The following is a 23,243-nucleotide window of genomic DNA, read 5'->3' on the forward strand; positions in this document are numbered from 1 at the left end:
CCCGCCCGACACAGCGGGCCCGCGCCGCCCCGTACTACCCGCGCGCCCGCAGCCGCGGCGCGAGGTCGCGCTCGAACAGCTCGAGGAACCGGCGCTGGTCATGCCCCGGCGCGTGGAACACGAGGTGGTTGAAGCCCCAGTCCATGTACTGGCCGATCTGCTCGACGACCGCGTCGGGGTCGGTGCCGACGATCCAGCGCTTCGCGATCTGCTCGATCGGCAGGGCGTCGGCGGCGCGCTCCATCTCGACCGGGTCGGTGATGTCGTGCTTCTGCTCCTTCGAGAGCGAGAGCGGCGACCAGAACCGGGTGTTGTCGAGGGCGGTGTCGAGGTCCTCCTCGTACGAGAGCTTGATCTCGATCATGCGGTCGTACTCGTCGAAGGTGCGGCCGTCGTCGCGGGCGGCGAGGCCCTCCTTGACCGCCGGCATGAGCTGGTCGGCGTAGAGCTCGGCGCCCTTGCCCGAAGTGCAGATGAAGCCGTCGCCGGCGCGGCCGGCGTACTTCGCCACCTGCGGCCCGCCGGCGGCGATGTAGACCGGCACCGCGACATCCGGGCGGTCGTAGATCGAGGCGTCGTGCGTCGAGTAGTACTCGCCGTCGAAGCTGACCTGGCCCTCGTCCTTCCAGAGCGCGCGCATGAGTCGCACCGACTCGCGCAGGCGCGCGTAGCGCTCGCGGAACTCGGGCCACTCCTGCTCGCCCGCGCCCTGGAATCCGGTCGCGATCTCGTTGAGCGCCTCGCCCGAGCCGAAGCCCGCGATGATGCGGTCGGGGTAGAGCACGCCGAGCGAGGCGAACGCCTGCGCGAGCACGGCGGGGTTGTAGCGGAAGGTCGGCGTCATGACGCTCGTGCCGATCTTCACGGTCGAGGTGCGCTCGCCGACCGCGGCCATCCACGCGAGCGAGAACGGCGCGTGCCCGCCGGTGTGGCGCCACGGCTGGAAGTGGTCGCTCGTGAACACCGACTCCATGCCGTGGCCTTCGGCGGCGACGGCGATCTCGACGAGCTCGCGCGGGTCGAACTGCTCGGCGCTGGCCTTGTATCCGAGGGTGAGGGTCATGGGTGGCTCCTTCTTCGAGGGTCGGTGGGGTGAGTCGGCGGGTTCTGCGAGTTCGACGGGTTCTGCGGGCTCGACGGGCTGAAGGCCGTGTGCGGCAGCGCGCCATCGGCCAGGGCGGCGACGGTCTCGGCGGTGCGCGCGCCGACGCCGAGTCGCAGCGACTGTTCGAGCGCCTCGATCGTGTCGACGTCGCGACGGAGGCTGGCGAAGGGCGCATCGCCCGCGAGGTCGGCGAAGCCCGCCTCGCGGTGCCGGGCTGCCGACTGCTCGCCGAAGGCCGGGCGCATCGGCGCCCCCTCGGCGGCGGTCGCGAGCGTCGTGCCGGTGCCGTCGGCGTCGGCGATGAAGGCGAGCGGATGCCGCGACGCGGCCTCGAGCGCGAACTCGAGCTCGCTCGTGCGGAGCGAGGGCAGGTCGCCGAGCAGCACCGCGACGGGCACGAGGCCGCCGGCACGGGCGACGCGGATGCCGTCGTCGATCGCTGCGGTGAGGCCGCCGGGGCCGTCGCCCACGCCCGGGGCTTCGCGCACGAGCTCGACGCCGGCCGGCAGCGGCGAACCGAGGTCGACCTCGCCGGTGACGACGATCACGCGCTCGACGCCGCGCGCGGCGCGCGCCGCGGTGATCGTGTCGAGGGCGAACGCCCGGGCGAGGGCGGCGCGGGCCTCGGCGGGCACGGCCGGGCCGAGACGGGTCTTCGCCGCGGAGAACGCCTTCACCGGCACGACGAGGGTCCAGCCGATCGCCCCGGCGCCGCCCGTCATGCGCGCAGCCCCGGCAGCACCTCTCGACCGAAGACCTCGATCCACTCGGCCTGGTTGCGGCCGACGTTGTGCAGGTAGATGCGGTCGAAGCCGAGGTCGAGGTGCCGCTGGATCTCGGCGCGGTGCCGGTCGGGGTCGGCCGAGACGACCATGCGGCCGTCGAAGTCCTCGGGGCGCACGGTGCGGGCGAGCTGCTCGAACTCGAACGGCGAACGGATGTCGCTCCGCCCGAACCGCATGCCCGCGATCGGCCACTCGGTGAGCGCGTTGCGCATGGCCTCCTCGTCGGTCGCGGCCCACGAGAGGTGCAGCTGGAGGATCTTCGGCATGCGCCGCACGTCGCGGCCGCCGTCACGCGCACCGTCGGCGAAGCGGGCGAGCAGCGCGTCGAGGCGTTCGGCCGGGCCGCTCGTCGTGATGAGGCCGTCGGCGACTCGGCCGGCGCGGCGCGCGGTCACGGGGCCGGCGGTGGCGACGTAGACCTCGGGGGCGACGGCCGGCATCGTCCACAGGCGGGTGGTCTCGAGCTTGAAGCTCGGCCCCGAATGACGCACGTCGCGCCCCGCGATCGAGGCGGCGAAGAGCTTCTTGATGAGCTCGACGGCCTCGAACATGCGGTTGATGCGGTCGGGCGCCTCGGGCCAGTACTGGCCGACGACGTGCTCGTTGACCGCTTCGCCCGAGCCGATGCCGAGCCAGTGCCGCCCCGGGTACATCGAGGCGAGGGTCGCGCTCGCCTGGGCGACCACCGCGGGGTGGGTGCGGAAGGTCGGCGTGGTCACGCCCGGACCGAAGTCGCCCCGCGTGCGCTCGGCGAGGGCGCCGAGCACGCTCCAGACGTGCGACGCCTGCCCGAGGCGGGGCGTCCACGGCTGGAAGTGGTCGGTCGCCATGACCCCGGTGAAGCCGTGCTGCTCGGCGAGCGCGGCGAGCGCCACCGCCTCGGCGGGAGGGAACTGCTCGAGCATCGCGGCGTAACCGATGTGCACTGACACTCCTCCATCCTCCCTGCTCGGCGGGGCGCCGTCACCTCGACGGAATCGAGCCGCGGCGCCGCCTTCACATTATTTCGGATACTGGATCCAAAACGCAAGCAGACCGCGGTGCTCCGGTGATCGAGGGCGGATGCCTCGGGCGTCAGCCGCGCGACGCCGACCCCGCGGACCCGGCCGCCTCCGCCTCGACGAGGAGTTCGAGCACCCCGTCGCGCACCCGCTCGAGGTGCGACCGCAGCACGCCGGTCGCATGCTCGACGTCGCCGCCCTCGACGGCGGAGACGAGCTGCTCGTGGGAGTGGCCGTGCTCGGCCCCGTCCACGAGGCGCCAGCCCAGCACGTAGCGGCCGACCTTGAGCCGCAGCTGCTCGATCATCTCCCACAGCACCGGGCGGTGCGCGGCGCCGTAGAGCTCGGCGTAGAACTCGGTGCGGGCGTCGACGAAGTCGGCGCCCTCCTCCTCGGCGTCGGCCGTGCGACCCAGTTCGCGCAGCCGGGCGACGCGCTCGGCGGTCATCTCGGCCATCGAGAGGCGCAGCGCCTCGACTTCGAGCAGCGTGCGGATGTCGTAGACCTCGCGCGCCTGGTCTGCCGAGAGCGACTTCACGACGGCACCGCGACGCTCATGGAACTCGACGAGCCCGTCGGCCTCGAGCTGGATGAGGGCAGAACGCACCGGCAGTCGCGAGACGCCGATCGACTCGGCCAGGGTCTCCTGGCGCAGTTTCTGCCCGGGCGGCAGGGTGCCGGTGAGGATGGCGTCCTTCAGGATGTCGTAGACCATCACGCCGACCGAGCGATACCCGGTCTGGTGCTTGCCCGCCAGCTGCTGCAGCGCGTCGGAGTTCAACCCTGACCCGACGGATGCGCGGCGCGCGCCCTCGGCGATCTGTTCGCTCATGGCACCCGAATGTACCGTCAAACCCCGCTCGTGGCACGCATTCTGGATCCAAAAATCGAAGCGCGGCTACTCGAAGTCGCTGGTCTCCCGCAGCGGCCCCTCGGCCTGCGCCTCGTCGAACCCGGCGCGATAGCCGTCGTCGTAGGCCTCGTCGGCGCCCTGGCGGAACAGGTCGCGCTCGCTCGGTCGCTGGATCGACCGCGCACCCGGCAGGTCGAGATCGCCGACGTAGCGGCCGAGCCCGCGGACGATCGCGAGCGGCACGCCCGACGACTTGCCCTTCACGAGCTCACCCGCTCCGGCGATCTCGTCGGCCACGCACGGCATCGTCACCGAGAGGGGCTTGCCCGAGGCATCCACCCCGCCGCGGAGGTCGTCGAAGACGTGCACCCCGGCCGCGCCGATCGCGATGTCGGTCTGCCCCTCGCGCCACGGGCGGCCGAGCGTGTCGGAGAGGATCACGCCGACCCGCACGCCCGTCAGGGCGCGCAGCCCGGTCGCGAGGTCGCGCGCCGAGGCGTCGGGGTCGACGGGCAGCAGGAGCACGGTGCCCTCGGGAGCGTTCGAGGCATCCACCCCGGCGGCGGCACCGACGATGCCCTGCCGGTTCTCGACGATGCGCGTGACGCCGCCCTCGTACTCGCGCGTCGCGATGACGCGCACCGTCTCGGCGGTGATCGCGTCCTCGCGATCGGATGCCCGGACCACGCGCCCCTCGGCCTTCGAGACGATCTTCGAGGTCACGACGAGGATGTCGCCGTCGACGAACTCCGCGGCGCCCGCGATGATCGCGGCGAGATCGTCCCCGGTCGAGATCTCGGGCAGGCCCTCGACGCCTACGACACTGAATCCTGCGGCCATGATGCTCCCCTGTTGAACACGACGGGCTCCATTCTGGCAGCTACGACGGGTGTGCGGCGGGTGCGCAAGCCCCCGGGGCGGCGCAGGGAGCGGCGGTACGATCGCGTATGGCCACCGACCCAGCCCCGCAGGACATGCCGGCCGACGCCGATGCCGACGACCGCAGGGACGGTCGCGACGAGACCCGCACCGAACGCCTCGACCGCAACTGGGGCGACATCCTGCAGGAGCTCCGCGCGGTGCAGACCGGCACGCAGATCATCACCGGCTTCCTGCTCGCCGCGGCGTTCCAGCCACGTTTCACCGAGCTCGACGCCTACGAGCTGGGCCTCTACCTCGTGCTCGTGTCGCTCGCGGGACTCGCCACCGTGCTGGGCTTCGCCCCCGTCATCCTGCACCGGCAGCTGTTCGGGCGGCAGCAGAAGGACCGCCTCGTGCACATCGCGAATCGCATGCTCTTCGGACTCCTGGTGGTCGTCTCCCTGCTCGCGGCCGGAGTGACGAGCCTCATCTTCGACGTCGCCGTCGGCCGCACGGCGGGCTACATCGCGCTCGGGGTCGCCCTCGCCGTCGTGCTCGCCGTGTGGATCGTCGTGCCGGCGATCGCACGGCGCAACCGCTGATCGGACGGATGCCTCGCGGCCGACCGCCGGACCTCCGCCGCCGTGCTCGGGGTGTCGTCCGCCTGACCTACGCTGGATCCCATGCGCATCGCCACTTGGAACGTCAACTCGATCCGCACCCGCGTCGGCCGCGTCGTCGACTGGATGGTGCGCGAAGACGTCGACGTGCTGGCCATGCAGGAGATCAAGTGCAAGCCCGAGCAGTTCCCGCACGAGGCCTTCGAGGAGGCCGGCTACGAGCTCGCGATCCACGGGCTGAACCAGTGGAACGGCGTCGCGATCGCGAGCCGGGCGCCGATCACCGAGGTCGAGACCGAGTTCCCGAACATGCCGGGGTTCCTGAAGGGCCATGACGGCCCCGACCTCCCGAAGGAGGCCCGTGCGATCGGTGCGACCGTCGACGGCGTGCGCGTGTGGAGCCTGTACGTGCCGAACGGCCGTTCCCTCGGCGACCCGCACCTCCACTACAAGCTCGACTGGTACGCCGCGCTCACCGACTACGCCCGGGCCGAGACGACGGCGCACCCCGAGCGCCCGTTCGCCCTCATGGGCGACTTCAACGTCGCCCCGCTCGACATCGACAACGGCGACCCGACCGTGGTGGTCGGGCAGACCACGCACGTCTCCCCCGAGGAGCGCGCCGCGTTCTTCGCCCTCGAGAACGCCGGCGTCACCGACGTCGTGCGCGCCCGGGTGCCCGAGGGGCTCTACACCTACTGGGACTACAAGCAGCTGCGCTTCCCCCGCAACGAGGGCATGCGCATCGACTTCATCCTCGGATCGGCCGCGTTCGCGGAGGCCGTCACCTCGGCGTCGATCCACCGCGACGAGCGCAAGGGCGACGCCCCGAGCGACCACGTGCCGGTGCTCGTCGAACTCGCCCTCGGCGACGACGACGACCGGCCCATGATCTTCTGAGTCGGGCGGCGACGCAACCCCCGGCTCGATCCCAGCCCGGCGGACTACCCTCTGAGGGGTGACGAGCATCTCCGATCGCGATCGCACCGAGCCGACCACCGGTCGGACTCTCGGCGGGCGCTACCGACTCGACGCGCTCATCGGGCGCGGCGGCATGGCGAGCGTGTATCGCGGATTCGACGAGTCGCTCGGCCGGCCGGTCGCGGTGAAGGTGTTCAGCGAGGCCGCCGAGGGCATCGACGACGCGGGCCGGCGCGCCTCCGAGATCGCGCTGCTCGCGAGCGTCGAGCACCGGGCGCTCGTGCGCCTCTACGACGCCGCGCGCGACGCCGACAGCGACCGCGAGTACCTCGTGATGGAGCTCGTCGAGGGGCACGACCTCCGTGTCGCACTGCAGCACGGCCCGCTGGACGCCGCCGACGCGGCCGGGCTGCTCGCCGATGTCGGCGAGGCGCTCCACGTCATCCACTCGCGCGGCATCGTGCACCGCGACGTGAAGCCGGCGAACGTGCTGCTCGAGCCCGCGCACCTGCCGAGCCGGCGCTGGAACGCGAAGCTCGCCGACTTCGGCATCGCGCGGCTGATCGACGACGCGAGGATCACCCGGACCGGGCTGCTGGTCGGGACTCCCGGCTACCTCAGCCCCGAACAGGTGAGCGGCGTCGCCCCCGGCAGCGCGGCCGACGTCTACTCGCTCGGACTGCTCGTGCTCGAGGCGCGCACGGGGCGGCGAGCCTTCCCGGGCCCGGCCGTCGAGGCCGCGAGCGCGCGGCTGGTGAACGATCCCGAGATCCCCGACGAGCTCGGTGCGGCCTGGGCCGAGCTGCTCACCCGGATGACGGCGCGGGAGCCCGGTGTACGGCCGACGGCGCTCGAGGTCGCGGTCGCCGCCGCCGCGCTCGCAACGGCGCCGGAGGGCTCGTCGCCGGCCTCGGCAGCGCCGTCGGCCCCCGCTTCGGCCTCGGCCTCGCCGACGCCGTCGCTCATCGCGGTGAACGACCCTGCGCCCACGGCTCCTCACTCCGGCGACTCGACGGCTGCGCTCGGAGCGACCGCCCCATTCGGCGTGCTGCCCGATCGCGAGCCCACCGCGCCCACCCGGGTCCTCCCCGCCGACGGAGCACCGATCGGCACGCCCGACTCCGATCCCCCGGCGACCGCGCCATCGGGCCCCGCCCCGGCCACGAGGCGCCGTGCTCGTCGCACGACCCCCGCCTCCCGAGGCCCGCTGCTGGTCGTGCTGCTCGCGATCGCGGCGGTCGCCGTGGTCCTGGGGGCGCACGCCGCGATCACCGCGGTCACCGACAGCGGGTCCGAGCCCGCACCGCTGCCCTCGATCCCCGCCGAGCTCGATCCGCTCGGCGAACACCTGCGACAACTCGACGAGGCGGTGCGATGATGACCGGCCACCGCGCACAGCGCCCGCCCGCGCAGTGCCCCCCAGCACGGCTCCGCCCCGCATCGCGCCGCCTGCGCTCCATGGCACTCGCCGCGGTCATCGCCCTCGGAGCCGGGCTCGGACTCGCCGGCTGCGCGACCGACGACGGCACCGGCACCGCCGACGCGCTGCACGCGTCGGTCGTGCGCGTGGCCGAGCGCTCGGCCGACGAGGACTTCGCGGGCGCCCTCGCCGCGCTCCTCCTCCTCGAACGCGACGTCGACGACGCGGTCGCCGCGGGCGAGGTCGCCGCCGCGCAGGAGTCCGAGATCCGCACCGCCATCGAGCTCGTGCGCGCCGACCTCGAGGCCGCGCAAGCGCGCACCGACCCGGCATCGACCCCGACTCCGACGCAGGCCCCCGCAGACGACGACGGTGACGACGACGGTGACGGTGACGGTGACGACGAAAACAGCGGCCCCGGCAATAGCGGCGGCAATCGCAACGACGGCGACAAGGGCAAGGGGAAGGGCGAGGGCTGAGCCGGCTCCGCCCGCCGGTGCGCAGGGCCCGACGTCGCGTCGTCGCCGGCAAGCCGAGAGTGCGTAGTCTCGTGACGTGCCCCACCTCGACCTGCCCGGAGCCGAGCTCTACTACGAGACGTCCGGCCCCGCCTCCGCGCCCGCCCTGCTGCTGATCCCCGCCGGCATCGCGACCCTCCGCATGTGGGACGAGCACGCCGAGACGCTCTCCGCCGACCGCTTCGTCGTGCGCTTCGACCCGCGCGCCTTCGGCGGCACCCGGCACGACGAGTCCGCGCCGTTCTGGAACCACCGCGACGCCATCTCGCTGCTCGACCACCTCGGCGTGGCACGCGCCACCGTGATCGGGGCGAGCCGCGGGGGCGCGATCGCGATCGACGTCGCACTCCACGCGCCCGACCGGGTCGCGGGGCTCGTCACCGTGTCCGCACGCGTGGGCGGCCACCACGAGGTGCCGCTCGACGCCGCGACGCAGGCGCGGTTCGACGAGGTCGAGTCGGTCGATCCCGCCGTCGACGCGGCCGGGATGCTGCGGCTCGAGACCGACCTCTTCGCGATCGGGGCGGGGCGTGGGGCCGAAGCGGTCGATCCGGCCTTCCTCGCCCGCGCCCGCGAACTCGCGCTGCCCAACATCGCGCACGCCCTCGACGACGGCGACATGCGGCCGCTCGAACCAGCGGCCGCCGGCCGACTCGGCGAGATCGGGGCGCCGGCGCTCGTGCTGGTCGGCGAACACGACCTGGCGCCCTTCCTCGTGCAGTTCGAGACGCTCGCGGCATCGCTGCCCGCGGCGACCGCGCACCGGCTGGCCGGCACGGCGCACCTGCCGAGCGTCGAGCGACCAGGCGAGTTCTCACGGCTGCTGCTCGCCTGGCTCGCCGAACACGGGCTCTGAGCCGGCTCGCCGAACACGAGCTCTGAGCCGGGTCGCCGACCCCGGGGCATCCTGTCGGTGTCTTCGGGGCGCGCGCTCAGGCTTCCGGGCTACGGTCGTCGCATGACCACGGAACTCTGGCTCTCGGTGCTCTGCCTGTCGGGCATCGCCGGTCCGATCGTGCTCGGCCTGCTGGCGCAGCGCCGCCGTGCGCTGCAGCCCGTCCGGGTTCAGCGCCGCCCGGTGAACCGCTGCATCGAGCGGTAGACGCCGAGGCCGTCGCCGACGACGCGGTCGAACAGTCGCGTCGGCAGCAGGGCGCGCAGCACGCGCGAGAATCGCACGCTGCCCGGCAGCTCGACGAGCGGGCGCCCGGCGAGCATCGCCTCCCAGACGCGGTCGACGACGTACCCGGGCTCGAGCACGGGAGCCAGGGCCGGTCCGCGGGCACCCGCGAACATGCCGGTCGCGACGTAGCTCGGCGTGACGGTGGTGACCGCGACGTTCCGGTGATCGGCCTGCTCGAGTTCGAGGCGAAGCGAGTCGCTCCAGGCGATGAGGGCCGCCTTGGATGCCGCGTACACGGCCATGCGCGGATTGCCGAGGGTTCCCGCGGCCGAGGCGAGGTTGACGATGCGGGCGGGACGGAACGCGTTGGAGATCATGCCCGGGAGGAACTCGCGCGTGACGTACATCGGGGCGAGCGCGTTGACCTGCATCGTCGGGCGGGTGTCCTCGCCGTTGTCGGACTGCCAGAAGTAGCCGTTGCCGCGGACGATGCCCGCGTTGTTGATCAGGACGTCGGGGTTGCCGAGCTCACGGCGCACCCGCTGCGCCGTCTTCGCGATCGCACCGAGGTCGCCGACGTCGACCACGAACGACTGCACCCTCGTACGGCCTCGCGAGACGGCGCCCAGCTCGTCGACCGCGCGGGCGAGTCCAGCCGCGTCGACGTCCCAGAGGATGACCGAGGCGGCGCCCTCGGCGACCGCCCGCTCGGCGAATCCGCGCCCCAGGCCGCCGGCGGCTCCCGTGATGAGCACCCTCGCGCCGCGCACCGTTCTCGTCATCGTCCAATCCTCGCCCACCGGGCGAAGCCCGGATGCCTCACCAGGGTTCGTCGGCGCCGGGCAGGAGCGTGCGCACCTGCTCGACGGCCCCCGGGAAGCAGGTGTCGAGCACCTCGGTCGCCGAGACCTCGTCGCCGTACGCGCCGGTGAGGCGCAGCCCGACGACGGCGTTGATGAGCATGCCGGTCGCGAAGAACTCACGCGCTGCATCGGGGGCGAACCCGGCCTCCTCGCGGAGGAAGCGCCAGATCGCACTGAATCCTCCGCGAGCCACGCGCCCGATCTCGGGTTCGCCGCCGAGTGCCGTGGAGTGCGCGATCACGGGAAGCATGCCCCGTTCGGCGAGCAGAGCGGTGTACGCGGCGCCCATCCGATCGATCCGAGTCTCCTCGGGCCCCGGCATCGCGCGCCGGAACTCGTCGATCACCCGGTCATAGGCGCGCTCGACCACCGCGATGAAGAGCTTCTCCTTCGTGCCGAAGAGGCGCACGACGTACGGCTGGCTGACGCCCGCGGCGCGCGCGACCTCGTCGGTCGTGGTGCCGACGTAGCTCTTCGCCCCGAACACGGCCGTCGCGGCGGCGAGGATGAGCTCGCGGCGATCGGCGGCCTTCATCCGGGTCGCCGTCGCCGGTGCGATGATCTCTTCGGCCGACATGCTTGACATGTTATCAGCGGATAACTAACTTACGAAGTAATCATCCGATTACAACTTCTCTGGAGATCGTCATGTCGACCACACTCGCCGCACCGGGCGCCGCGGGCGCCGCCGAGCGCGGGCCCCGCCGCACCCCGCCGCTCTGGCTCGTGCTCCTGGCCACCGCACTGCCGATGTTCATGGCGACGCTCGACAACCTCGTCATGACGAACGCGCTGCCCGTGCTGCACACGGAGTTCGGGGCATCCGTCGAAGAGCTGCAGTGGTTCATGAACGCGTACACGCTCGCCTTCGCGAGCACGATCCTCATGGCGGTCGCCCTCGGCGACCGCTTCGGCCGGCGCACCGTGTTCCTCGTCGGCATCGCCGTGTTCACCGCGAGCTCGGCCCTCGCCGCGCTCGCCGCCGACCCCGGCCAGCTGATCGCGGCGCGCGCCGCCCAGGGTTTCGGTGCCGCCGCCATCATGCCGCTCTCGCTCACGCTGCTCGCGGGCGCCGTGCCGCTCGCCCGCCGGCCCCTCGCCATCGGCATCTGGGGCGGCGTCGCCGGCCTCGGTGTCGCGACGGGCCCGCTCGTCGGCGGCGCGGTCATCGAGGGCTGGGCCTGGCAGGCGATCTTCTGGATCAACATCCCGGTGGGGCTCGCGTCGATCGCGCTCGCGCTCGCCGTCCTCCGCAACGGCTTCGGTGCGCGCCTGCGCGCCGACGTGATCGGACTGCTGCTCTCGGGGCTCGGCCTGCTCGCCCTCGTCTACGGCATCGTGCGCGGCAACGACGCCGGCTGGTCGAGCACCGAGGTGCTCGCCGGGCTCATCGGCGGCGGCGTGCTCCTGATCGCGTTCGTCGTCTGGGAGTCGCGCACGGGTGCGCCGCTGCTGCCGCTCCGGCTCTTCCGCGATCGCAGCTTCACCGTCGCGAACGTCGTCGGCTTCGGGTTCAGCTTCGGCGCGTTCGGCTCGATCTTCATCCTGATCCAGTTCCTGCAGCTCGTGCAGGGGGCGTCGCCGCTCGAGGCCGCGGTGCAGACCTCGCCGTGGACGCTCGCCCCGATGATTGTGGCTCCGCTCGCCGGCCTCATCGCGCCGCGGGTCGGCACGCGGGCGCTCATCGTCGCCGGGCTCCTCGCGCTCGGCGCCGCACTCGCCTGGCTCACGCCCCTGCTCGATGCCGGCACGGAGTACTCGGCCTACCTGGCCCCGTTCATCCTCGCGGGCGTCGGCATGGGACTCGTGTTCGCGCCGTCGTCGACCGCGGTGCTCGCTCGCATGGCGCCCGACGATCATGCCAAGGCGAGCGGCACGAACTCGATGCTGCGCGAGGTCGGCGTCGCGCTCGGCATCGCCGTGTCGACCGCCGTCTTCACCGGCGCGGGCGGCACCCTCACGCCGACGGGCTACGTCGAGGGCGCGCAGCCCGCGGTGCTCGTGGGCGCGGCCGTGCTGTTCGGCTCGGCGCTCGTCGCACTGCTGCTGCCCGCGGGGCGCTCGCAGGAAGCGGCGGGTGCGCACTGATGGCGCGGACCCTCGTGATCATCGGCCATCCCCACCGGGGCAGCTTCACGCACGCCCTCGCCGAGCGGTACGTCGCGGGCGTCCGCCTCGCCGGCGTGCACTCGGCCGGCGCTCGCTCGGCCGATGACGAACCCGACGTGCGGGTCATCGACCTCGCCGAGCGCGAGTTCGCCCTGATCCCCGACGGTCGCGAGATGCTGCGGGCGCCGGGCGGCGAGACGGGGCATCTCGAACCGGCCGTCCGCGGATTCGTCGACGACGTCGCGTGGGCCGAGCACCTCGTGTTCCTCTTCCCGCAGTGGTGGGGCACCTACCCCGCCGTGCTGAAGGCGTTCCTCGACCGGGTGATGCTCTCGGGCACGGCGTTCGCGTACGGGCGCGGGCACGTCTCGACGCGCCTGCTCGGCGGCCGCACCGCGCGCATCGTGATGACGATGGACTCGCCGCTCGCCTGGAACCGCCTCGTGTACCGCAACGCCGCCGAGACCTCGCTCGCGCGTGCGACGCTCGCCTTCTGCGGGATCCGCACGATCGGCATCTCGCGGTTCACGCCGGTGCGGTTCTCGACCGCGGAACGGCGGGCGGCATGGCTCGCCGCGGCGCAGCGGCTCGGCGAGCGGGATGCCGCGCGGCTCGCCCGCAGCCGACGACGTCGGGTGCGGCGCACGGGGGCCTTGGCGGCACGGGGGCCGGCTCAGCACATCGCGCGGTAGCGCGCCCGGTCGGCCGGGTCGAGGTGCTCGGTCGCGTAGCTCAGCATCGTGCGCGGCATGCGCGCCGCGTGCTCCTCGAGGAACCCCGTGAGGGCGGCCCGGTCGACGCGCTTGCCGACCTCGCGCAGCATCCAGCCGGCGGCCTTGTGCAGCAGCGGCTCGGGGTCGTCGAGCAACCGCTCGGCGACCGCGAGCGCCGGGCGCGGGTCACCCGCCTTGATCGCGGCGAAGGTCGAGATGACGGCGACGCGACGAGACCATAGCGAGTCGGATGCCACGAGCCCGGCGACGATCGCCGGTTCGACCTCGTCGACCGGGGCGGACGGGAACACCACCTCGCCGAGCAGGACCTCGGCGGTCGCGTCGACGAGATCCCAGTTGTCGACGTGGCCGGCCCGCACGGCGTCGAGGTAGCGCTCGTGCTCGGCCGCCCGCATGGCGTCGTCGCGAGTTCGCGCCCGACCGGCGCGGCGGAAGCGCTCGACCATGACAAGCAGCCCCGCGAGGCGCTCCTCGTGGATCGGGCTCGCGACGAGTTCGGCGACCTCGCTCGGCGGCAGCGAGAGCGAGCGCCCCACGATCGACCGGGTCGCCGGCACTGCGACCCCGATGAAGACGTCGCGCTCGGCGTAGCCGCCCGGCCCGGTCTTGAAGAACGCGGCGGCACCGCCGGCGCGTGCGGGGTCCGCCGCCGCGGCGAGCGCGGCCCGCACGTCGGCGGCGGCGTGCAGTTCGGGGTGGCCCATGGCGGTGACACTACCGGGCGGCGCCCGCGGCGGTCGCGCCGGACGGGATCGAGATCCGCCCGTGCGTCGGCGCGGGACATCCGCCAACATGGGGTGATGACCGACGACACCGCGACCGCCGAGACCTCGCCGACGGGCGACCTCGCCTTCGTGCCGATCACCGGCGACGACCTCCTGATGTGGCTGCCCGAGTCGATGGCGTATTACCAGGCGTCGAGACTGCGCGCCGGCGACACCCCCGAGCAGGCCGAGGCCGCGGTGGAGGCCTCCCGCGACCGCTTCTTCACCGACGGCGTGCTGCACCCCGAGCACGTGCTGCTCGCGATCGTCATCGACGGCGAGGACGCGGGCTGGCTGTGGCTCGGCCCCTGGGCCGAGGGCGGCGATGCGTGGTGGGTGTGGGACGTGCACGTCCGCGAGCCGTTCCGCCGGCGCGGGCTCGGGCGCGCCGCGATGCGGCACGCCGAACGGGTCGCGCGCGAACACGGGTCGCCGACGCTCGGCCTCAACGTGTTCGCCTACAACGTCCCGGCGATCGAGCTCTACGAGAGCCTCGGCTTCGAGGCGGCGTCGCTGCACATGGCGAAGTCCATCTGAACCGCGCGCCCCGACGGCCCCGGGGTGCGCGTCTCCCCCGGCGCACGCGAATCGAGAGCGGGGCCGCCGTTCGGCGTACCCCGCTCTCGTGTGGTGATCATCGGTTGCGCGGTGAGATCGGCCGGGGCTGGGGCGTCGGCGTGGGGTCGCCGTCGTCCTGCGACTGACTGAACTGCTCGGCGTACTCGGCGAGGCGCTGACCCTGGACCTCGGCCGCCGACGGGTCGACGGATTCGGCCTGCTTGGTCGCTCGCACGGTCTCCTGGACCTGCGTCGAGTTCGAGCGGGCGGCCTTCTGCGCCGCATACTCGGCCTGCTTGACGGTTCGCAGCTGCTCCTGCACCTTCGCAGAGCGTGCGGCCGACTCGACGCGCTCGGTGCGCTCGGCCTCGCGGAGGATCTCCTGCAGGGTGGTGCCCTGCGGCGAGAACTCGGGCGAGTGAGCCCGGCTGCGCTCGAGCGCGGCCTCCTTGCGAGCCGAGTCCTGCTGCGACTGCAGCGAGGTCACGGCCGCCGATCCGGCTCCGCCTTCGAGCTGGGACTGCACACCGGCGCAGCCGCTGATCGTGACGAGGAGTACGACGGCACCGATCACTGCGGCGCCGGTCCTGTTGGTGTTCATGGCCCTCTCCTGTTCATGTGGGGTTCTCGGGGATTTGAACAATCCTCAAATTAGGTTCGGCCGCGGGTGCGCGTCATCGGGACCGGCACCGGTGTTCTCCTCGGTGCCCGCCTCGCCGCGCGGTCGGGCTGACGTGGAGTGCCATCCGGGCATACGCTGAGGTATTCTCGGCTTCCAGTCGATTCGGGGGCGTGCGCATCATGCGCGATCTGCGGCGCGGTTTCGAAGCCGAACGCAAGATTCCCGCGCGACAGTGCAATCAATCGCGAGCGGATGCCTCGTAGCCTTGACTTGTACGGCGATTCCCGCCGCGCGCGGCACGGCCGCGAGCCCGCATCGACCCCTCACAGAGGAACGGAGGTTCACATGTCGAACATCACGATCGACCCCATCGTCGGAGAACCCGAGGTCCTCGAGGACACCGTCACCGCGGCCGACATCGCCCTCGCCGAGGGCGTCGAGACCGACCCGGCATGGCTCCGCCTGAAGGAGTCGGCGACGAAGCTGCAGTCGCTCCAGGTGAAGGACGGCTCGGTCCCCGCGGAGGGCGACAAGGGCGAGGCATCCGCCCTCGTCGACGCCATCGTCGAGTCGGTCGCCGCGCTCGCGCCGCGATTCCCGCACGAGGCCGCCTACCTCACCGCCCTCCAGGCCGACTTCCGCAAGTGGCAGGCCGCGGGCCTCGAGGTGCCCGACTTCCTCGACTCGCTCGTCGAGTTCCAGCCGCAGCGCCACCGCATCGACGGCATCCGCCACCTCGTCGTGTTCCCGATGTACACGCAGAACGGCTCGCTCGACCGTCACGTCGAGGCGCTCGTCGTCGAGACCATCTGGCCCGAGTTCATCGCCGCCCTCGAGGCCGGCGACTACGGCAACAAGCTCTTCGTGAGCCTGCGCCTCGTCGACTTCACGCCCGGCTACGACACCAACTCGGCCGTGCTGTTCCCCGAGACCGTCGCGATGCGCGAGATCCCGACCTTCACCTGGGGCGCCATCTTCCAGGACCGCGAGGCCGCCCGCTACCGCAAGGTCGTGCGCGCCGCGAGCGACATCACGAAGCTCGTGCTGCCCGACGACGCGGCCGAGATGCTCACCGACCAGGAGCTCACCGAGCGCACCTTCGTCATGTGGGACATCATCCACGACCGCACGCACATGCGCGGCGACCTGCCGTTCGACCCGTTCATGATCAAGCAGCGCATGCCGTTCTTCCTCTACTCCCTGGAGGAGCTGCGCTGCGACCTGACCGCGTTCCGCGAGTCGGTCAAGATCCAGCGTGCGCTCGACGCCCGTCTCGCGAAGGGCGAGGAGCTCACCGACGTCGAGGAGCAGATGCGCTCGACCGGCAAGCTCGTGCAGTACGCCGTCATCTTCGACCGCATCTTCCGCTTCTCGATCACCGGCTCGCGCGTGCGCAACTACGACGGTCTCGGCGGTCAGCTGCTCTTCGCGTGGCTCCACAAGAAGCACGTGCTCGAGTGGCGCGACGTCGAGCTCAGCTTCGACTGGGACAAGGTGGCCGACGCGGTCGTCGAGCTCGGCGACGCCATCGACCTCCTCTACTGGGAGTCCATCGACCGCCCGAAGACGGTGCACTGGCTCAAGGCGTACGAGCTCGTCTCGTCGGTCGTCACGCCGAACCCCGCGTCGGTCTGGGCCGAGGGCCTGCCCCGCGAGGTGCTCGCCGGCCCGCCCAAGGGCTACACCGACCTCGTGATGGACGACGAGTTCCCGCTCTCGATGTTCTTCGAGGCGCTCGACAAGAAGATGAAGCCCGTCATCGAGTCGACGGTCGGCATCGCCGGCACGACCGAGGCCTGACCCACCGTTTCAGGAAGACGTACGCTGCTCAGGGCGGAATCGGCGATTTCGTCCTGAGCAGCTTTCTTTTTCCTGAATCCAGCTCGAGGAGGAGCACCCATGACCGACCACCCCACCGGCGCCGCGGGGCGCACCGTGCTCATCGCCGGCGCCACGAGCGCCTCGGGCCGAGCCGTCGCCCGCGCCCTGCTCGAGGCGGGCGCCCGCGTCATCGCGGTGGGCACCGATCGCGGCCGTCTCGGCGAGCTCGCGGCCGAGCTGCCCGGCGTGATCACCGAGCAGGCCGACCTCACCGACCAGATGCAGGTGTGGCCGCTCGCGATGCGCGTGCACGGCAGGGTCGGCGACGTCGACGGCATCATCCACCTCGTCGGCGGCTGGCGCGGCGGCGGCGGGATCCCCGGGCAGACCGAGGAGGACTACCGGGTGCTCGAGCGCTCGTTCTCCGCGCTCCGCCACATCAGCCGCGCCCTCTGGGACGACCTCGTCGCCTCCCCCGCGGGCCGCATCGCCATCGTCTCGTCGACGGCCGTGGAGCGCCCGCTCGCGGGCGGCGCGAACTACGCCGCCGTGAAGGCCGCGAGCGAGGCGTGGATGCAGTCCCTCGCGCACGGGCTCGGCAAGGAGGGCACGACCGGCGCGGCCGTGACCTTCCGCGTGACGTCGCTCGCGGGCCTCGAAGAACGCCTCGCGAACGAGGTCGTCGCGCTCTGGTCGGCGGATGCCTCGGAGCTGAACGGGCGCGTCGAGACGCTGTCGGCCTGAGCCGAGCAGCAGTCGACCCGAGTCGAGGCGCACTCGATCCGAGCGGGGTGCCGCTCAGCCGGCCGAGCCGCCGACGTCGGTCGCGGTGGCGTCGGGCGGTGCAGCCTCGGGCTCGCTCGCGTCGGTGAGACCCTCGGGTTCGAGCGCCTCGGGTTCGGCCCCGGTCGCATCCTCGGGACGCTGGAGGCTCTCGTCGTCGGGCGCCGGGGTCGACGGCTCCGGTGACGGCGCGGGCGGGGGAGCCGACTCCCCGCGATCCTCCTCGGCGGCGCGTGCGAGGCATCCGGTGCCGTCGAGTCCCGGACCCTCGAGCGCCGCATGCCACGCGGCCTGCTCGTCGGGACCGAGTCCGTCGGGCATCGCCGGCGCCGTCGAGTTCGGGTTGCGCGGCTCGGTCGTCCACCACTCCCAGTGGAGGTAGTCGTACCCGGCCTCGACCATGCAGTCGCGCACCGATTGCTGGAACCCGAGCCACGCCGCCTGTTCCTCGGCGGTGGGGACCGGGTCGGCCGGCGGCGTCGAGGGCGTCGGAACCGGGGTCTCCGCGGGAGGGGCGCCGTCGGGCGGCGCCACCGGATCGGGCGACGGCGTGGGAGGCGATGCCGCGCCGTCGCCGTCGTCGGCACCGTCGGAGGTGCCGGGGGCGGTCGTGTCGGCACCGGCCTCGGGGTCGAGGTCGTCGGCGGTGCTCGCGGACTGCGGCGAGCGCGCGTCGTAGAAGACGGGTGCACCGGTCAGCGCTGCGGCGACGCCGATCGACAACGAACCGAGGAAGAGCACGGTCGCCGCACCGACCAGGACGAGGATCTTGCGCATGCCGATCCTCCTCGTCTCCCGAGGGGTTCGCTCGGGCGTTCGTCGTGCGGGCGTCCGGCAATGGTACGTGACCCCCGAAGAGGGGGCAACCCTGTGGGCCGGTTTCAGCCGTGGGTGCTCGGGGGCGTTCAGCCGGCGACGAGCGGTGAGATCCGCATCGTCGCGATCGCACCGTCGCACACCGTGATCGCGTACGGGGCGTCGATGCCATCGCCTGCTCCGTCGGAGGCGAGACGCGCGCGCAGGCCCGTCGCCTCGATCGGCGTGCAGCCGTGCGCACCCGCCTGCGAGGCACGCACGTGCGCTCGCGTGACGCCGCCGTTCGCGTCGATCACGACCGGCGAGGTGGCGGCGGGCTCGACCTGCGCGGGCCATCCCACCTCGGCGCCCTCGTCATCGATGGCGATGAGGCCCGGCCAGCCGTCGAACACGCAGGGCTGCGCCCCGGTGTTCGTGAAGACCAGCTCGAACCCGAACGACCCGGCTCCCGACTCGTCGGGCAGCGGGGTGACCGCGAGCTCGAACTGCGTGTCGTCGCAGGCGAGCCCCGCACCGTCGACGGCGTCGTCGGCGAACGGCTCCTCATCGCGAGGCGCGACCGATCCGTCGCCCGCGGGGGTCGCGCCGGCGTCGGGCGCCGCCGCCTCGAGACCGGTCGACGCCGTCGGAGAAGCGGAGGGCGAGGCATCCGGCGTGGCCTGCGACCCCTGAACCGCCGGCGAGCCCGACGCGCAGCCGCTGAGCGCGAGGGCGAGCAGCAGCGCCGCCGCCGTGGCCGTTGCACCCGCACGCACCATCGAAGCCTCCTCGTCGCGCCGGACCGTCGACCCATCAGGCTATGCCCGGCCTCCCCCGTCGCGGAAGAGGGCCTGCACCGAGGCGCTCGCACCGGGCGCCGAGCGTCAGTCGATCGGCGGCACACCCTGGACGTCGTCGGACTCGCGGCGCTCGTCGGTGACGCCGGTCGCCACGTCGGCGGGCGAATGCTGTCGCCGGCTCAGCCAGAGGAACGGCACCGCGAGCACCTGGAACCCGCTGCTCACGATGAGCGATCCCGGATACCCCCAGAGGTCGGCCGACCGCCCGAGCACCGGCTGGATCACCGCTCCGCCCGTGCTGCCGAGCAGCGAGTCGAACGACAGCACGGTCGCCCGCTGGGCCGACGGGATCATGTCGTTGAGGTACGCCTGCTGCACCGGGCCCGCCGCCGCGTCGACGAGGCCCCAGAGCACGAGGAGCACGAGGGCGAGCCAGAAGCTGCGGTTGAATCCCAGCGCGAGCAGCACCGCGGTGCTGACCACGAGGCTCAGGAGGATCGTCGTCGTGCGCCGGCGGAACCGTCGGCGCACCCACGGTGCGCACAACCCGCCGATGACCTGCGCCCCCGAGAGGATCGCCGCGGCGAGGCCCGCGATCGAGTAGGCCTCGGCGTCGCCCCAGAGCTCGACCAAGTACGGCTGCAGTGCGTAGAAGACGTAGAAGCCGACGCCCGAGGTGAAGAACGAGGCGAACATCACGTAGCGCACGGCCGGCCGGCCGAGGCCGTACCGCAGCGAGGACTGGAACACCTGCTTCGTCGCCCGGAGCGGATGCGCGCGGCCCGCCGGCGTGAAGCCGAGATCGCGCATGAGCACCGCGGCGACCACGAACATGACGATCAGGATCGCGGCGCGCAAGAGGAACGGCACTCCGAGGTCGGTCGCCTGGGCGACCACGCCGCCCGCGATCGAGCCGATGAACATCGCCGCGCCCGAGAGTGCGAGCCCGCGCCCGAAGACGCGCTCCAGGCTGCCGGTGTAGCCGGTCGCCGTCAGCGCGTCGACGAGCCACGCCTCGGTCGCGCCCGAGAAGAACGTGAAGCCCAGCCCGAGCAGCACGGAGACGACCGCCCAGCCCCAGAAGGGCGCCTCGATCACCCAGAGCCAGTAGTAGAGGAGCGTCGTGACGGCGAGCGTGACCGTGCCGAGCAGGTACGACACGCGGCGCCCGAGGGTGTCGGCGACGACGCCCGTCGGCACCTCGAAGAGCACCATGCCGATCGAGAAGAACGCGTTCGCAGCGAAGGCCTCGAGGTTCGAGAGCCCGGCGTCGAGCAGGAAGAGCGTGTTGACGCCCCAGATGAACGACGCGGCGAGCGTGTTGCCGATGAGCAGCGTGAAGTAGACGGACTGCACCCGTCGTGCCGCATGGTTCACCGCCGTCGGCTCGCTCACCCGCCCATCATCCTCCCGACCGGCCGCGCACGGAAGCGGTGGCGCGGCACTGAGGCGCTACGCTCGCGCCATGGTGCGCTTCCTCATCCGTCTCGGCGTGTCCCTCGCGCTCGCCGCCCTCGCCCTGGCCATCGCCGCGCTGCTCGTTCCGGGCATGCACCTGCACTGGTCGGGATTCCTCGTCGCGATCATCGTGTTCGCCGCCGTGCAGGCGCTCATCGAGTGGCTGGTCGAGACCCTGTTCCATCGCGGCGCCCCCGCGGTCGCGGGCGTCGCGGGCCTCATCTCGACCGCGGTCGCCCTCTTCGTCGCCTCGCTCGGCGAGGGCATCACCTTCGACGGCATCGCGCCGTGGGTGCTCGCCGCCGTCATCGTCTGGATCATCACCGCCCTGGCCGCCTGGCTCTCGGGCAAGTACCTGCTGCCGCGCATCGCGCCCGCGAAGCAGGGCTGAGCGCGCGGATACCTCGGGGCCGGCCCCGAGGCATCCGGCCGGGCAAAACCGAGCCGGATTCGGCAACGCGGAGCGAGCGGGTTAGCATGCTCGCACCCGAAACGGCGTGCGAGCCTCCCGACCCGCGCGCCACCGCCGTGCCCGAGCGAACCCGCGCTCGAGGCATCCGAACCCGAAGGCACCACCCATGCGCAAGCGCACCGTCGCGCTCATCGTCGTCGCCGCCGTCCTCCTCGCCGTCGTCGGCGGACTCTACTGGGCCGGCCGTCACCTCTTCCACGAACCCACCGCGAAGGGCGTCGACTCGGTCGTCGACGAGCTCGGCGGCACGCGAGTGCTCGGCGTGTTCGCCCACCCCGACGACGAGCAGACCGTCAACGGGCTGTTCTGGCACGCGCACGAGGGCGGCGCGTACACGGCGATGATCACCGCGACGCAGGGCGAGGCCGGGCACCAGACGCCGGTCGTCGCACGGCAGGACGACCTCGGCGACATCCGCAGGGCCGAGGCGCTGAAGAACAGCTTCAACCTCGGCGTCGACCGACACGTCGTCTGGGACTACCCCGACGGCGGCGTGCCCGACGTCGACGAGGACGAGCTGGTCGACCGCGTCGCCGACGAGATGCGCCGGGTGGAGCCCGACGTCGTCGTCGCGTTCTGGCCCGAGTCGGGCGCGACCGGCCACGAGGACCACATGCGGATGGGCGAGGTCGCCGAACGCGCGATCGCGGAGATCGAGGCGGAGGGCGGTTCGTACACCGGCCCGAAGCACCTCGTGTACACGATCAGCCCGTCGGGCGCGCTCGCGGCCTTCGGCGGCGAGACCGGCGCGTTCGTCGTCGCGAACCAGCCGAAGCCCGAGGTCGCGATGGATGCCGCGGTGCAGAAGAAGCACGAGGGATGGACGATCCACGCCTCGCAGGCGAATTTCATGCAGGAGTCGTACATCCTGCCGACGTGGCTCATCTACCTGCTCTGGGACCAGGAGTTCTACCACGTGCGCGACCTCGAGGCCGAGCCGCTGGGGTAGCGGCACCGGGCGAGCGCAGAGGTCGCGCGTGTAGCCTCCCCTGATGACCACCACCATCTCGGCCGCCGCGATCCTGCTCGACATGGACGGCACGCTCGTCGACTCGTCGGCCGTCGTCGAACGCGTGTGGACCGACTGGGCCGCGGAGCACGCCCTCGACCCGGCCGAGGTCATGAAGGTGATCCACGGCCGGCAAGGGCATGCGAGCATGGCGATCCTGCTGCCGGGACGCGCGGTCGAGGAGAACCTCGTCGACAACCGCACCATGCTCGAGCGCGAGACCGCCGAGACCGAGGGCGTCGTCGCCATCGCCGGTGCGGTCGGGCTGATGCAGGCGCTCGCCGACCTGCCGCACGCCCTCGTCACCTCGGCGAGCCTCCCGCTCGCGACCGCGCGGATGGCCGCAGCGGGGCTCACCACGCCGCCCGTCGTGGTGACCGCCGAGAGCGTGACCGCGAGCAAGCCCGACCCCGAGGGGTTCCTGGCCGCGGCCGAGGCGCTCGGCGTGCCGGCGCGCGACTGCGTGGTCTTCGAGGACTCCGAGGCCGGCATCACGGCCGCCCACTGTGCGGGGATGCGCGTCATCGGCGTCGGCCCGCTCGCCGGGCCGCACGGCGCGGATCACCTCGTGCACGACCTCGCCGCCGTGCGGGTCGCAGCTGACGGCGACACGCTCACGATCACGCTGGAGTAGGCGCGCGCACGCTGCGCGCCATCGCGAGCCGGGCGAGCCGGGCCGGAACGGAGGCCCCCCTCCGATTCACTAGGCTGTCGCTGTGAATCGCGCTCTCGCACGCGGCCTCGGTGCCGCGCTCCTCGTCTCGACCCTGACGTTCGCCCTCTCCGCCTGCTCGCCCGCGGGCGGCGGCTCCTCCGAGGCATCCGGCTCGTCTGAGCAGCCGGTGGCGGCCTCCGAGGCGCCGAGCGGCCAGTCCGAGGCGCTCGACGGCTACGTCGCGGCCGTGCAGGAGCAGATGCCCGCACTCCTCCAGCAGTTCGACGGCATGTACTCGGCGATCTCGGCCGAGGCGGTCGCGCCCGACACCATCGACTACCGCTACACCTTCACCGAGGCGGTCGACCCCGCCACCGCCGTGCCGACCTTCGAGCAGATGAAGCCGTCGCTGCAGCAGGTCTGCGACGACACGCTCTTCCCCGAGATGGAGTCCTACGGCATCACCGCGCCGAAGGTGACGTACACGTACCTCAACCCCGACGGGTCGGAGGTCTGGGCGAACACCTTCGCGTCGGAGTAGCGCGCGAGCCGGTGCGGCCCGCGGTTCGTCGACCTAGGCTGGCCGACGAGCC

Annotated in this window: 27 protein-coding genes; 15 read left to right on the forward strand and 12 right to left on the reverse strand. The window is 72.4% G+C overall.

From position 1 onward, the window contains the following. Positions 1-34: 34 nt before the first annotated feature. The 5 genes from fgd to cofE all read right to left on the reverse strand — a co-directional run bounded on the left by fgd (position 35) and on the right by cofE (position 4,584). Complete coding sequence (gene fgd, locus ACFVTH_RS06055) at positions 35-1,063, reverse strand: glucose-6-phosphate dehydrogenase (coenzyme-F420) (RefSeq protein ID WP_387087751.1); 1,029 nt, start codon at positions 1,061-1,063, stop codon at positions 35-37. Then, a complete protein-coding gene (gene cofC / locus ACFVTH_RS06060; RefSeq protein WP_387087754.1) occupies positions 1,060-1,827 on the reverse strand; it encodes a 2-phospho-L-lactate guanylyltransferase in 768 nt (255 codons plus the stop codon). The genes fgd and cofC overlap by 4 nt, the downstream gene beginning before the upstream one ends. Beyond that, positions 1,824-2,822, reverse strand: coding sequence for a TIGR03557 family F420-dependent LLM class oxidoreductase (locus ACFVTH_RS06065; RefSeq protein WP_387087757.1), 999 nt, complete (start codon positions 2,820-2,822; stop codon positions 1,824-1,826). The genes cofC and ACFVTH_RS06065 overlap by 4 nt, the downstream gene beginning before the upstream one ends. A gap of 142 nt (positions 2,823-2,964) precedes the next feature. Further along, positions 2,965-3,723 carry a GntR family transcriptional regulator gene (locus ACFVTH_RS06070; protein WP_387087760.1) on the reverse strand — a complete coding sequence of 253 codons (759 nt, stop codon included), beginning with the start codon at positions 3,721-3,723 and terminating at the stop codon, positions 2,965-2,967. A gap of 66 nt (positions 3,724-3,789) precedes the next feature. Then, positions 3,790-4,584 carry a coenzyme F420-0:L-glutamate ligase gene (gene cofE / locus ACFVTH_RS06075; protein WP_387087764.1) on the reverse strand — a complete coding sequence of 265 codons (795 nt, stop codon included), beginning with the start codon at positions 4,582-4,584 and terminating at the stop codon, positions 3,790-3,792. Between the two features lie 107 nt (positions 4,585-4,691). On the opposite strand from cofE, the gene ACFVTH_RS06080 reads away from it, so the two are divergent. The 6 genes from ACFVTH_RS06080 (at position 4,692) to ACFVTH_RS06105 (ending at position 9,186) form a co-directional block, all read left to right on the forward strand. Next, positions 4,692-5,207, forward strand: a complete 516-nt coding sequence (locus ACFVTH_RS06080; protein WP_387087767.1) for a DUF6328 family protein — start codon at positions 4,692-4,694, stop codon at positions 5,205-5,207. Positions 5,208-5,288: 81 nt separating this feature from the next. Beyond that, positions 5,289-6,125 carry an exodeoxyribonuclease III gene (locus ACFVTH_RS06085; protein ID WP_387087770.1) on the forward strand — a complete coding sequence of 279 codons (837 nt, stop codon included), beginning with the start codon at positions 5,289-5,291 and terminating at the stop codon, positions 6,123-6,125. 58 nt (positions 6,126-6,183) lie between these two features. Then, positions 6,184-7,524 (forward strand): serine/threonine-protein kinase, encoded by a 1,341-nt coding sequence (locus tag ACFVTH_RS06090; protein WP_387087773.1) that lies wholly within the window; start codon positions 6,184-6,186, stop codon positions 7,522-7,524. A gap of 80 nt (positions 7,525-7,604) precedes the next feature. Further along, a complete protein-coding gene (locus ACFVTH_RS06095) occupies positions 7,605-8,045 on the forward strand; it encodes a hypothetical protein (protein ID WP_387087776.1) in 441 nt (146 codons plus the stop codon). Between the two features lie 76 nt (positions 8,046-8,121). Next, entirely contained in the window at positions 8,122-8,940 is an 819-nt protein-coding gene (locus ACFVTH_RS06100) for an alpha/beta fold hydrolase (protein ID WP_387087779.1), read from the forward strand. A gap of 102 nt (positions 8,941-9,042) precedes the next feature. Next, positions 9,043-9,186: a hypothetical protein gene (locus ACFVTH_RS06105; protein WP_387087782.1), complete on the forward strand. Its 144-nt coding sequence runs from the start codon at positions 9,043-9,045 to the stop codon at positions 9,184-9,186. Here ACFVTH_RS06105 and ACFVTH_RS06110 read toward each other — a convergent pair. Then, entirely contained in the window at positions 9,150-9,989 is an 840-nt protein-coding gene (locus ACFVTH_RS06110; RefSeq protein ID WP_387087785.1) for an SDR family oxidoreductase, read from the reverse strand. The genes ACFVTH_RS06105 and ACFVTH_RS06110 overlap by 37 nt on opposite strands. A gap of 37 nt (positions 9,990-10,026) precedes the next feature. Beyond that, entirely contained in the window at positions 10,027-10,647 is a 621-nt protein-coding gene (locus tag ACFVTH_RS06115; protein WP_387087787.1) for a TetR/AcrR family transcriptional regulator, read from the reverse strand. 71 nt (positions 10,648-10,718) lie between these two features. Between ACFVTH_RS06115 and ACFVTH_RS06120 the strand changes: the two genes are divergently transcribed. Both ACFVTH_RS06120 and ACFVTH_RS06125 read left to right on the forward strand, forming a co-directional pair. Further along, positions 10,719-12,158, forward strand: coding sequence for a DHA2 family efflux MFS transporter permease subunit (locus ACFVTH_RS06120; RefSeq protein WP_387087790.1), 1,440 nt, complete (start codon positions 10,719-10,721; stop codon positions 12,156-12,158). Then, positions 12,158-12,871: an NAD(P)H-dependent oxidoreductase gene (locus ACFVTH_RS06125; protein WP_387087794.1), complete on the forward strand. Its 714-nt coding sequence runs from the start codon at positions 12,158-12,160 to the stop codon at positions 12,869-12,871. The genes ACFVTH_RS06120 and ACFVTH_RS06125 overlap by 1 nt, the downstream gene beginning before the upstream one ends. Here the strand turns inward: ACFVTH_RS06125 and ACFVTH_RS06130 are convergent. Then, positions 12,853-13,617, reverse strand: a complete 765-nt coding sequence (locus tag ACFVTH_RS06130; RefSeq protein WP_387087797.1) for a DNA alkylation repair protein — start codon at positions 13,615-13,617, stop codon at positions 12,853-12,855. The two genes, ACFVTH_RS06125 and ACFVTH_RS06130, sit on opposite strands and share 19 nt — an antisense overlap. Positions 13,618-13,713: 96 nt before the next feature. On the opposite strand from ACFVTH_RS06130, the gene ACFVTH_RS06135 reads away from it, so the two are divergent. Further along, positions 13,714-14,214 carry a GNAT family N-acetyltransferase gene (locus tag ACFVTH_RS06135; RefSeq protein WP_387087800.1) on the forward strand — a complete coding sequence of 167 codons (501 nt, stop codon included), beginning with the start codon at positions 13,714-13,716 and terminating at the stop codon, positions 14,212-14,214. 97 nt (positions 14,215-14,311) lie between these two features. Here ACFVTH_RS06135 and ACFVTH_RS06140 read toward each other — a convergent pair whose 3' ends face one another. Then, positions 14,312-14,836: a hypothetical protein gene (locus tag ACFVTH_RS06140; RefSeq protein WP_387087803.1), complete on the reverse strand. Its 525-nt coding sequence runs from the start codon at positions 14,834-14,836 to the stop codon at positions 14,312-14,314. Positions 14,837-15,202: 366 nt separating this feature from the next. On the opposite strand from ACFVTH_RS06140, the gene ACFVTH_RS06145 reads away from it, so the two are divergent. Together ACFVTH_RS06145 and ACFVTH_RS06150 are read left to right on the forward strand one after the other, a co-directional pair. Continuing rightward, on the forward strand, positions 15,203-16,657 hold the full coding sequence (locus ACFVTH_RS06145; protein ID WP_387087806.1) for a DUF6421 family protein: 1,455 nt from the start codon (positions 15,203-15,205) through the stop codon (positions 16,655-16,657). A gap of 99 nt (positions 16,658-16,756) precedes the next feature. Then, positions 16,757-17,422, forward strand: a complete 666-nt coding sequence (locus tag ACFVTH_RS06150; RefSeq protein WP_387087809.1) for an SDR family NAD(P)-dependent oxidoreductase — start codon at positions 16,757-16,759, stop codon at positions 17,420-17,422. A 54-nt stretch (positions 17,423-17,476) separates the two neighbouring features. Here the strand turns inward: ACFVTH_RS06150 and ACFVTH_RS06155 are convergent, their stop codons facing one another. From ACFVTH_RS06155 to ACFVTH_RS06165, 3 genes are all read right to left on the reverse strand, one after another. Further along, positions 17,477-18,238, reverse strand: a complete 762-nt coding sequence (locus ACFVTH_RS06155) for a hypothetical protein (RefSeq protein WP_387087812.1) — start codon at positions 18,236-18,238, stop codon at positions 17,477-17,479. 128 nt (positions 18,239-18,366) lie between these two features. Then, on the reverse strand, positions 18,367-19,035 hold the full coding sequence (locus ACFVTH_RS06160) for a DUF4232 domain-containing protein (protein WP_387087815.1): 669 nt from the start codon (positions 19,033-19,035) through the stop codon (positions 18,367-18,369). A 105-nt stretch (positions 19,036-19,140) separates the two neighbouring features. Continuing rightward, on the reverse strand, positions 19,141-20,433 hold the full coding sequence (locus tag ACFVTH_RS06165) for an MFS transporter (protein ID WP_387088756.1): 1,293 nt from the start codon (positions 20,431-20,433) through the stop codon (positions 19,141-19,143). Positions 20,434-20,521: 88 nt separating this feature from the next. On the opposite strand from ACFVTH_RS06165, the gene ACFVTH_RS06170 reads away from it, so the two are divergent. The 4 genes from ACFVTH_RS06170 to ACFVTH_RS06185 all read left to right on the forward strand — a co-directional run bounded on the left by ACFVTH_RS06170 (position 20,522) and on the right by ACFVTH_RS06185 (position 23,191). After that, complete coding sequence (locus tag ACFVTH_RS06170; protein WP_387087818.1) at positions 20,522-20,905, forward strand: phage holin family protein; 384 nt, start codon at positions 20,522-20,524, stop codon at positions 20,903-20,905. A 187-nt stretch (positions 20,906-21,092) separates the two neighbouring features. Further along, positions 21,093-21,935, forward strand: coding sequence for a PIG-L deacetylase family protein (locus ACFVTH_RS06175; protein WP_387087821.1), 843 nt, complete (start codon positions 21,093-21,095; stop codon positions 21,933-21,935). A 43-nt stretch (positions 21,936-21,978) separates the two neighbouring features. Then, the gene (locus tag ACFVTH_RS06180) at positions 21,979-22,629 is read left to right on the forward strand and encodes an HAD-IA family hydrolase (RefSeq protein WP_387087824.1); all 651 of its coding nucleotides are present in this window, start codon (positions 21,979-21,981) and stop codon (positions 22,627-22,629) included. Between the two features lie 82 nt (positions 22,630-22,711). Continuing rightward, positions 22,712-23,191 (forward strand): hypothetical protein, encoded by a 480-nt coding sequence (locus tag ACFVTH_RS06185; RefSeq protein WP_387087827.1) that lies wholly within the window; start codon positions 22,712-22,714, stop codon positions 23,189-23,191. Positions 23,192-23,243 lie beyond the last annotated feature (52 nt).

Source organism: Agromyces sp. NPDC058104 (genome assembly GCF_042884835.1).
GTDB lineage: Bacteria > Actinomycetota > Actinomycetes > Actinomycetales > Microbacteriaceae > Agromyces.

Excerpts from the sequence above, each read along its gene's own strand:
- fgd (WP_387087751.1), bottom strand. The coding sequence starts at position 1,063 with ATGACCCTCACCCTCGGATACAAGGCCAGCGCCGAGCAGTTCGACCCG.
- cofC (WP_387087754.1), bottom strand. The coding sequence starts at position 1,827 with ATGACGGGCGGCGCCGGGGCGATCGGCTGGACCCTCGTCGTGCCGGTG.
- ACFVTH_RS06070 (WP_387087760.1), bottom strand. The coding sequence starts at position 3,723 with ATGAGCGAACAGATCGCCGAGGGCGCGCGCCGCGCATCCGTCGGGTCA.
- cofE (WP_387087764.1), bottom strand. The coding sequence starts at position 4,584 with ATGGCCGCAGGATTCAGTGTCGTAGGCGTCGAGGGCCTGCCCGAGATC.
- ACFVTH_RS06080 (WP_387087767.1), top strand. The coding sequence starts at position 4,692 with ATGGCCACCGACCCAGCCCCGCAGGACATGCCGGCCGACGCCGATGCC.
- ACFVTH_RS06085 (WP_387087770.1), top strand. The coding sequence starts at position 5,289 with ATGCGCATCGCCACTTGGAACGTCAACTCGATCCGCACCCGCGTCGGC.
- ACFVTH_RS06095 (WP_387087776.1), top strand. The coding sequence starts at position 7,605 with ATGGCACTCGCCGCGGTCATCGCCCTCGGAGCCGGGCTCGGACTCGCC.
- ACFVTH_RS06105 (WP_387087782.1), top strand. The coding sequence starts at position 9,043 with ATGACCACGGAACTCTGGCTCTCGGTGCTCTGCCTGTCGGGCATCGCC.
- ACFVTH_RS06110 (WP_387087785.1), bottom strand. The coding sequence starts at position 9,989 with ATGACGAGAACGGTGCGCGGCGCGAGGGTGCTCATCACGGGAGCCGCC.
- ACFVTH_RS06115 (WP_387087787.1), bottom strand. The coding sequence starts at position 10,647 with ATGTCGGCCGAAGAGATCATCGCACCGGCGACGGCGACCCGGATGAAG.
- ACFVTH_RS06120 (WP_387087790.1), top strand. The coding sequence starts at position 10,719 with ATGTCGACCACACTCGCCGCACCGGGCGCCGCGGGCGCCGCCGAGCGC.
- ACFVTH_RS06125 (WP_387087794.1), top strand. The coding sequence starts at position 12,158 with ATGGCGCGGACCCTCGTGATCATCGGCCATCCCCACCGGGGCAGCTTC.
- ACFVTH_RS06130 (WP_387087797.1), bottom strand. The coding sequence starts at position 13,617 with ATGGGCCACCCCGAACTGCACGCCGCCGCCGACGTGCGGGCCGCGCTC.
- ACFVTH_RS06135 (WP_387087800.1), top strand. The coding sequence starts at position 13,714 with ATGACCGACGACACCGCGACCGCCGAGACCTCGCCGACGGGCGACCTC.
- ACFVTH_RS06140 (WP_387087803.1), bottom strand. The coding sequence starts at position 14,836 with ATGAACACCAACAGGACCGGCGCCGCAGTGATCGGTGCCGTCGTACTC.
- ACFVTH_RS06145 (WP_387087806.1), top strand. The coding sequence starts at position 15,203 with ATGTCGAACATCACGATCGACCCCATCGTCGGAGAACCCGAGGTCCTC.
- ACFVTH_RS06150 (WP_387087809.1), top strand. The coding sequence starts at position 16,757 with ATGACCGACCACCCCACCGGCGCCGCGGGGCGCACCGTGCTCATCGCC.
- ACFVTH_RS06155 (WP_387087812.1), bottom strand. The coding sequence starts at position 18,238 with ATGCGCAAGATCCTCGTCCTGGTCGGTGCGGCGACCGTGCTCTTCCTC.
- ACFVTH_RS06160 (WP_387087815.1), bottom strand. The coding sequence starts at position 19,035 with ATGGTGCGTGCGGGTGCAACGGCCACGGCGGCGGCGCTGCTGCTCGCC.
- ACFVTH_RS06170 (WP_387087818.1), top strand. The coding sequence starts at position 20,522 with ATGGTGCGCTTCCTCATCCGTCTCGGCGTGTCCCTCGCGCTCGCCGCC.
- ACFVTH_RS06175 (WP_387087821.1), top strand. The coding sequence starts at position 21,093 with ATGCGCAAGCGCACCGTCGCGCTCATCGTCGTCGCCGCCGTCCTCCTC.
- ACFVTH_RS06180 (WP_387087824.1), top strand. The coding sequence starts at position 21,979 with ATGACCACCACCATCTCGGCCGCCGCGATCCTGCTCGACATGGACGGC.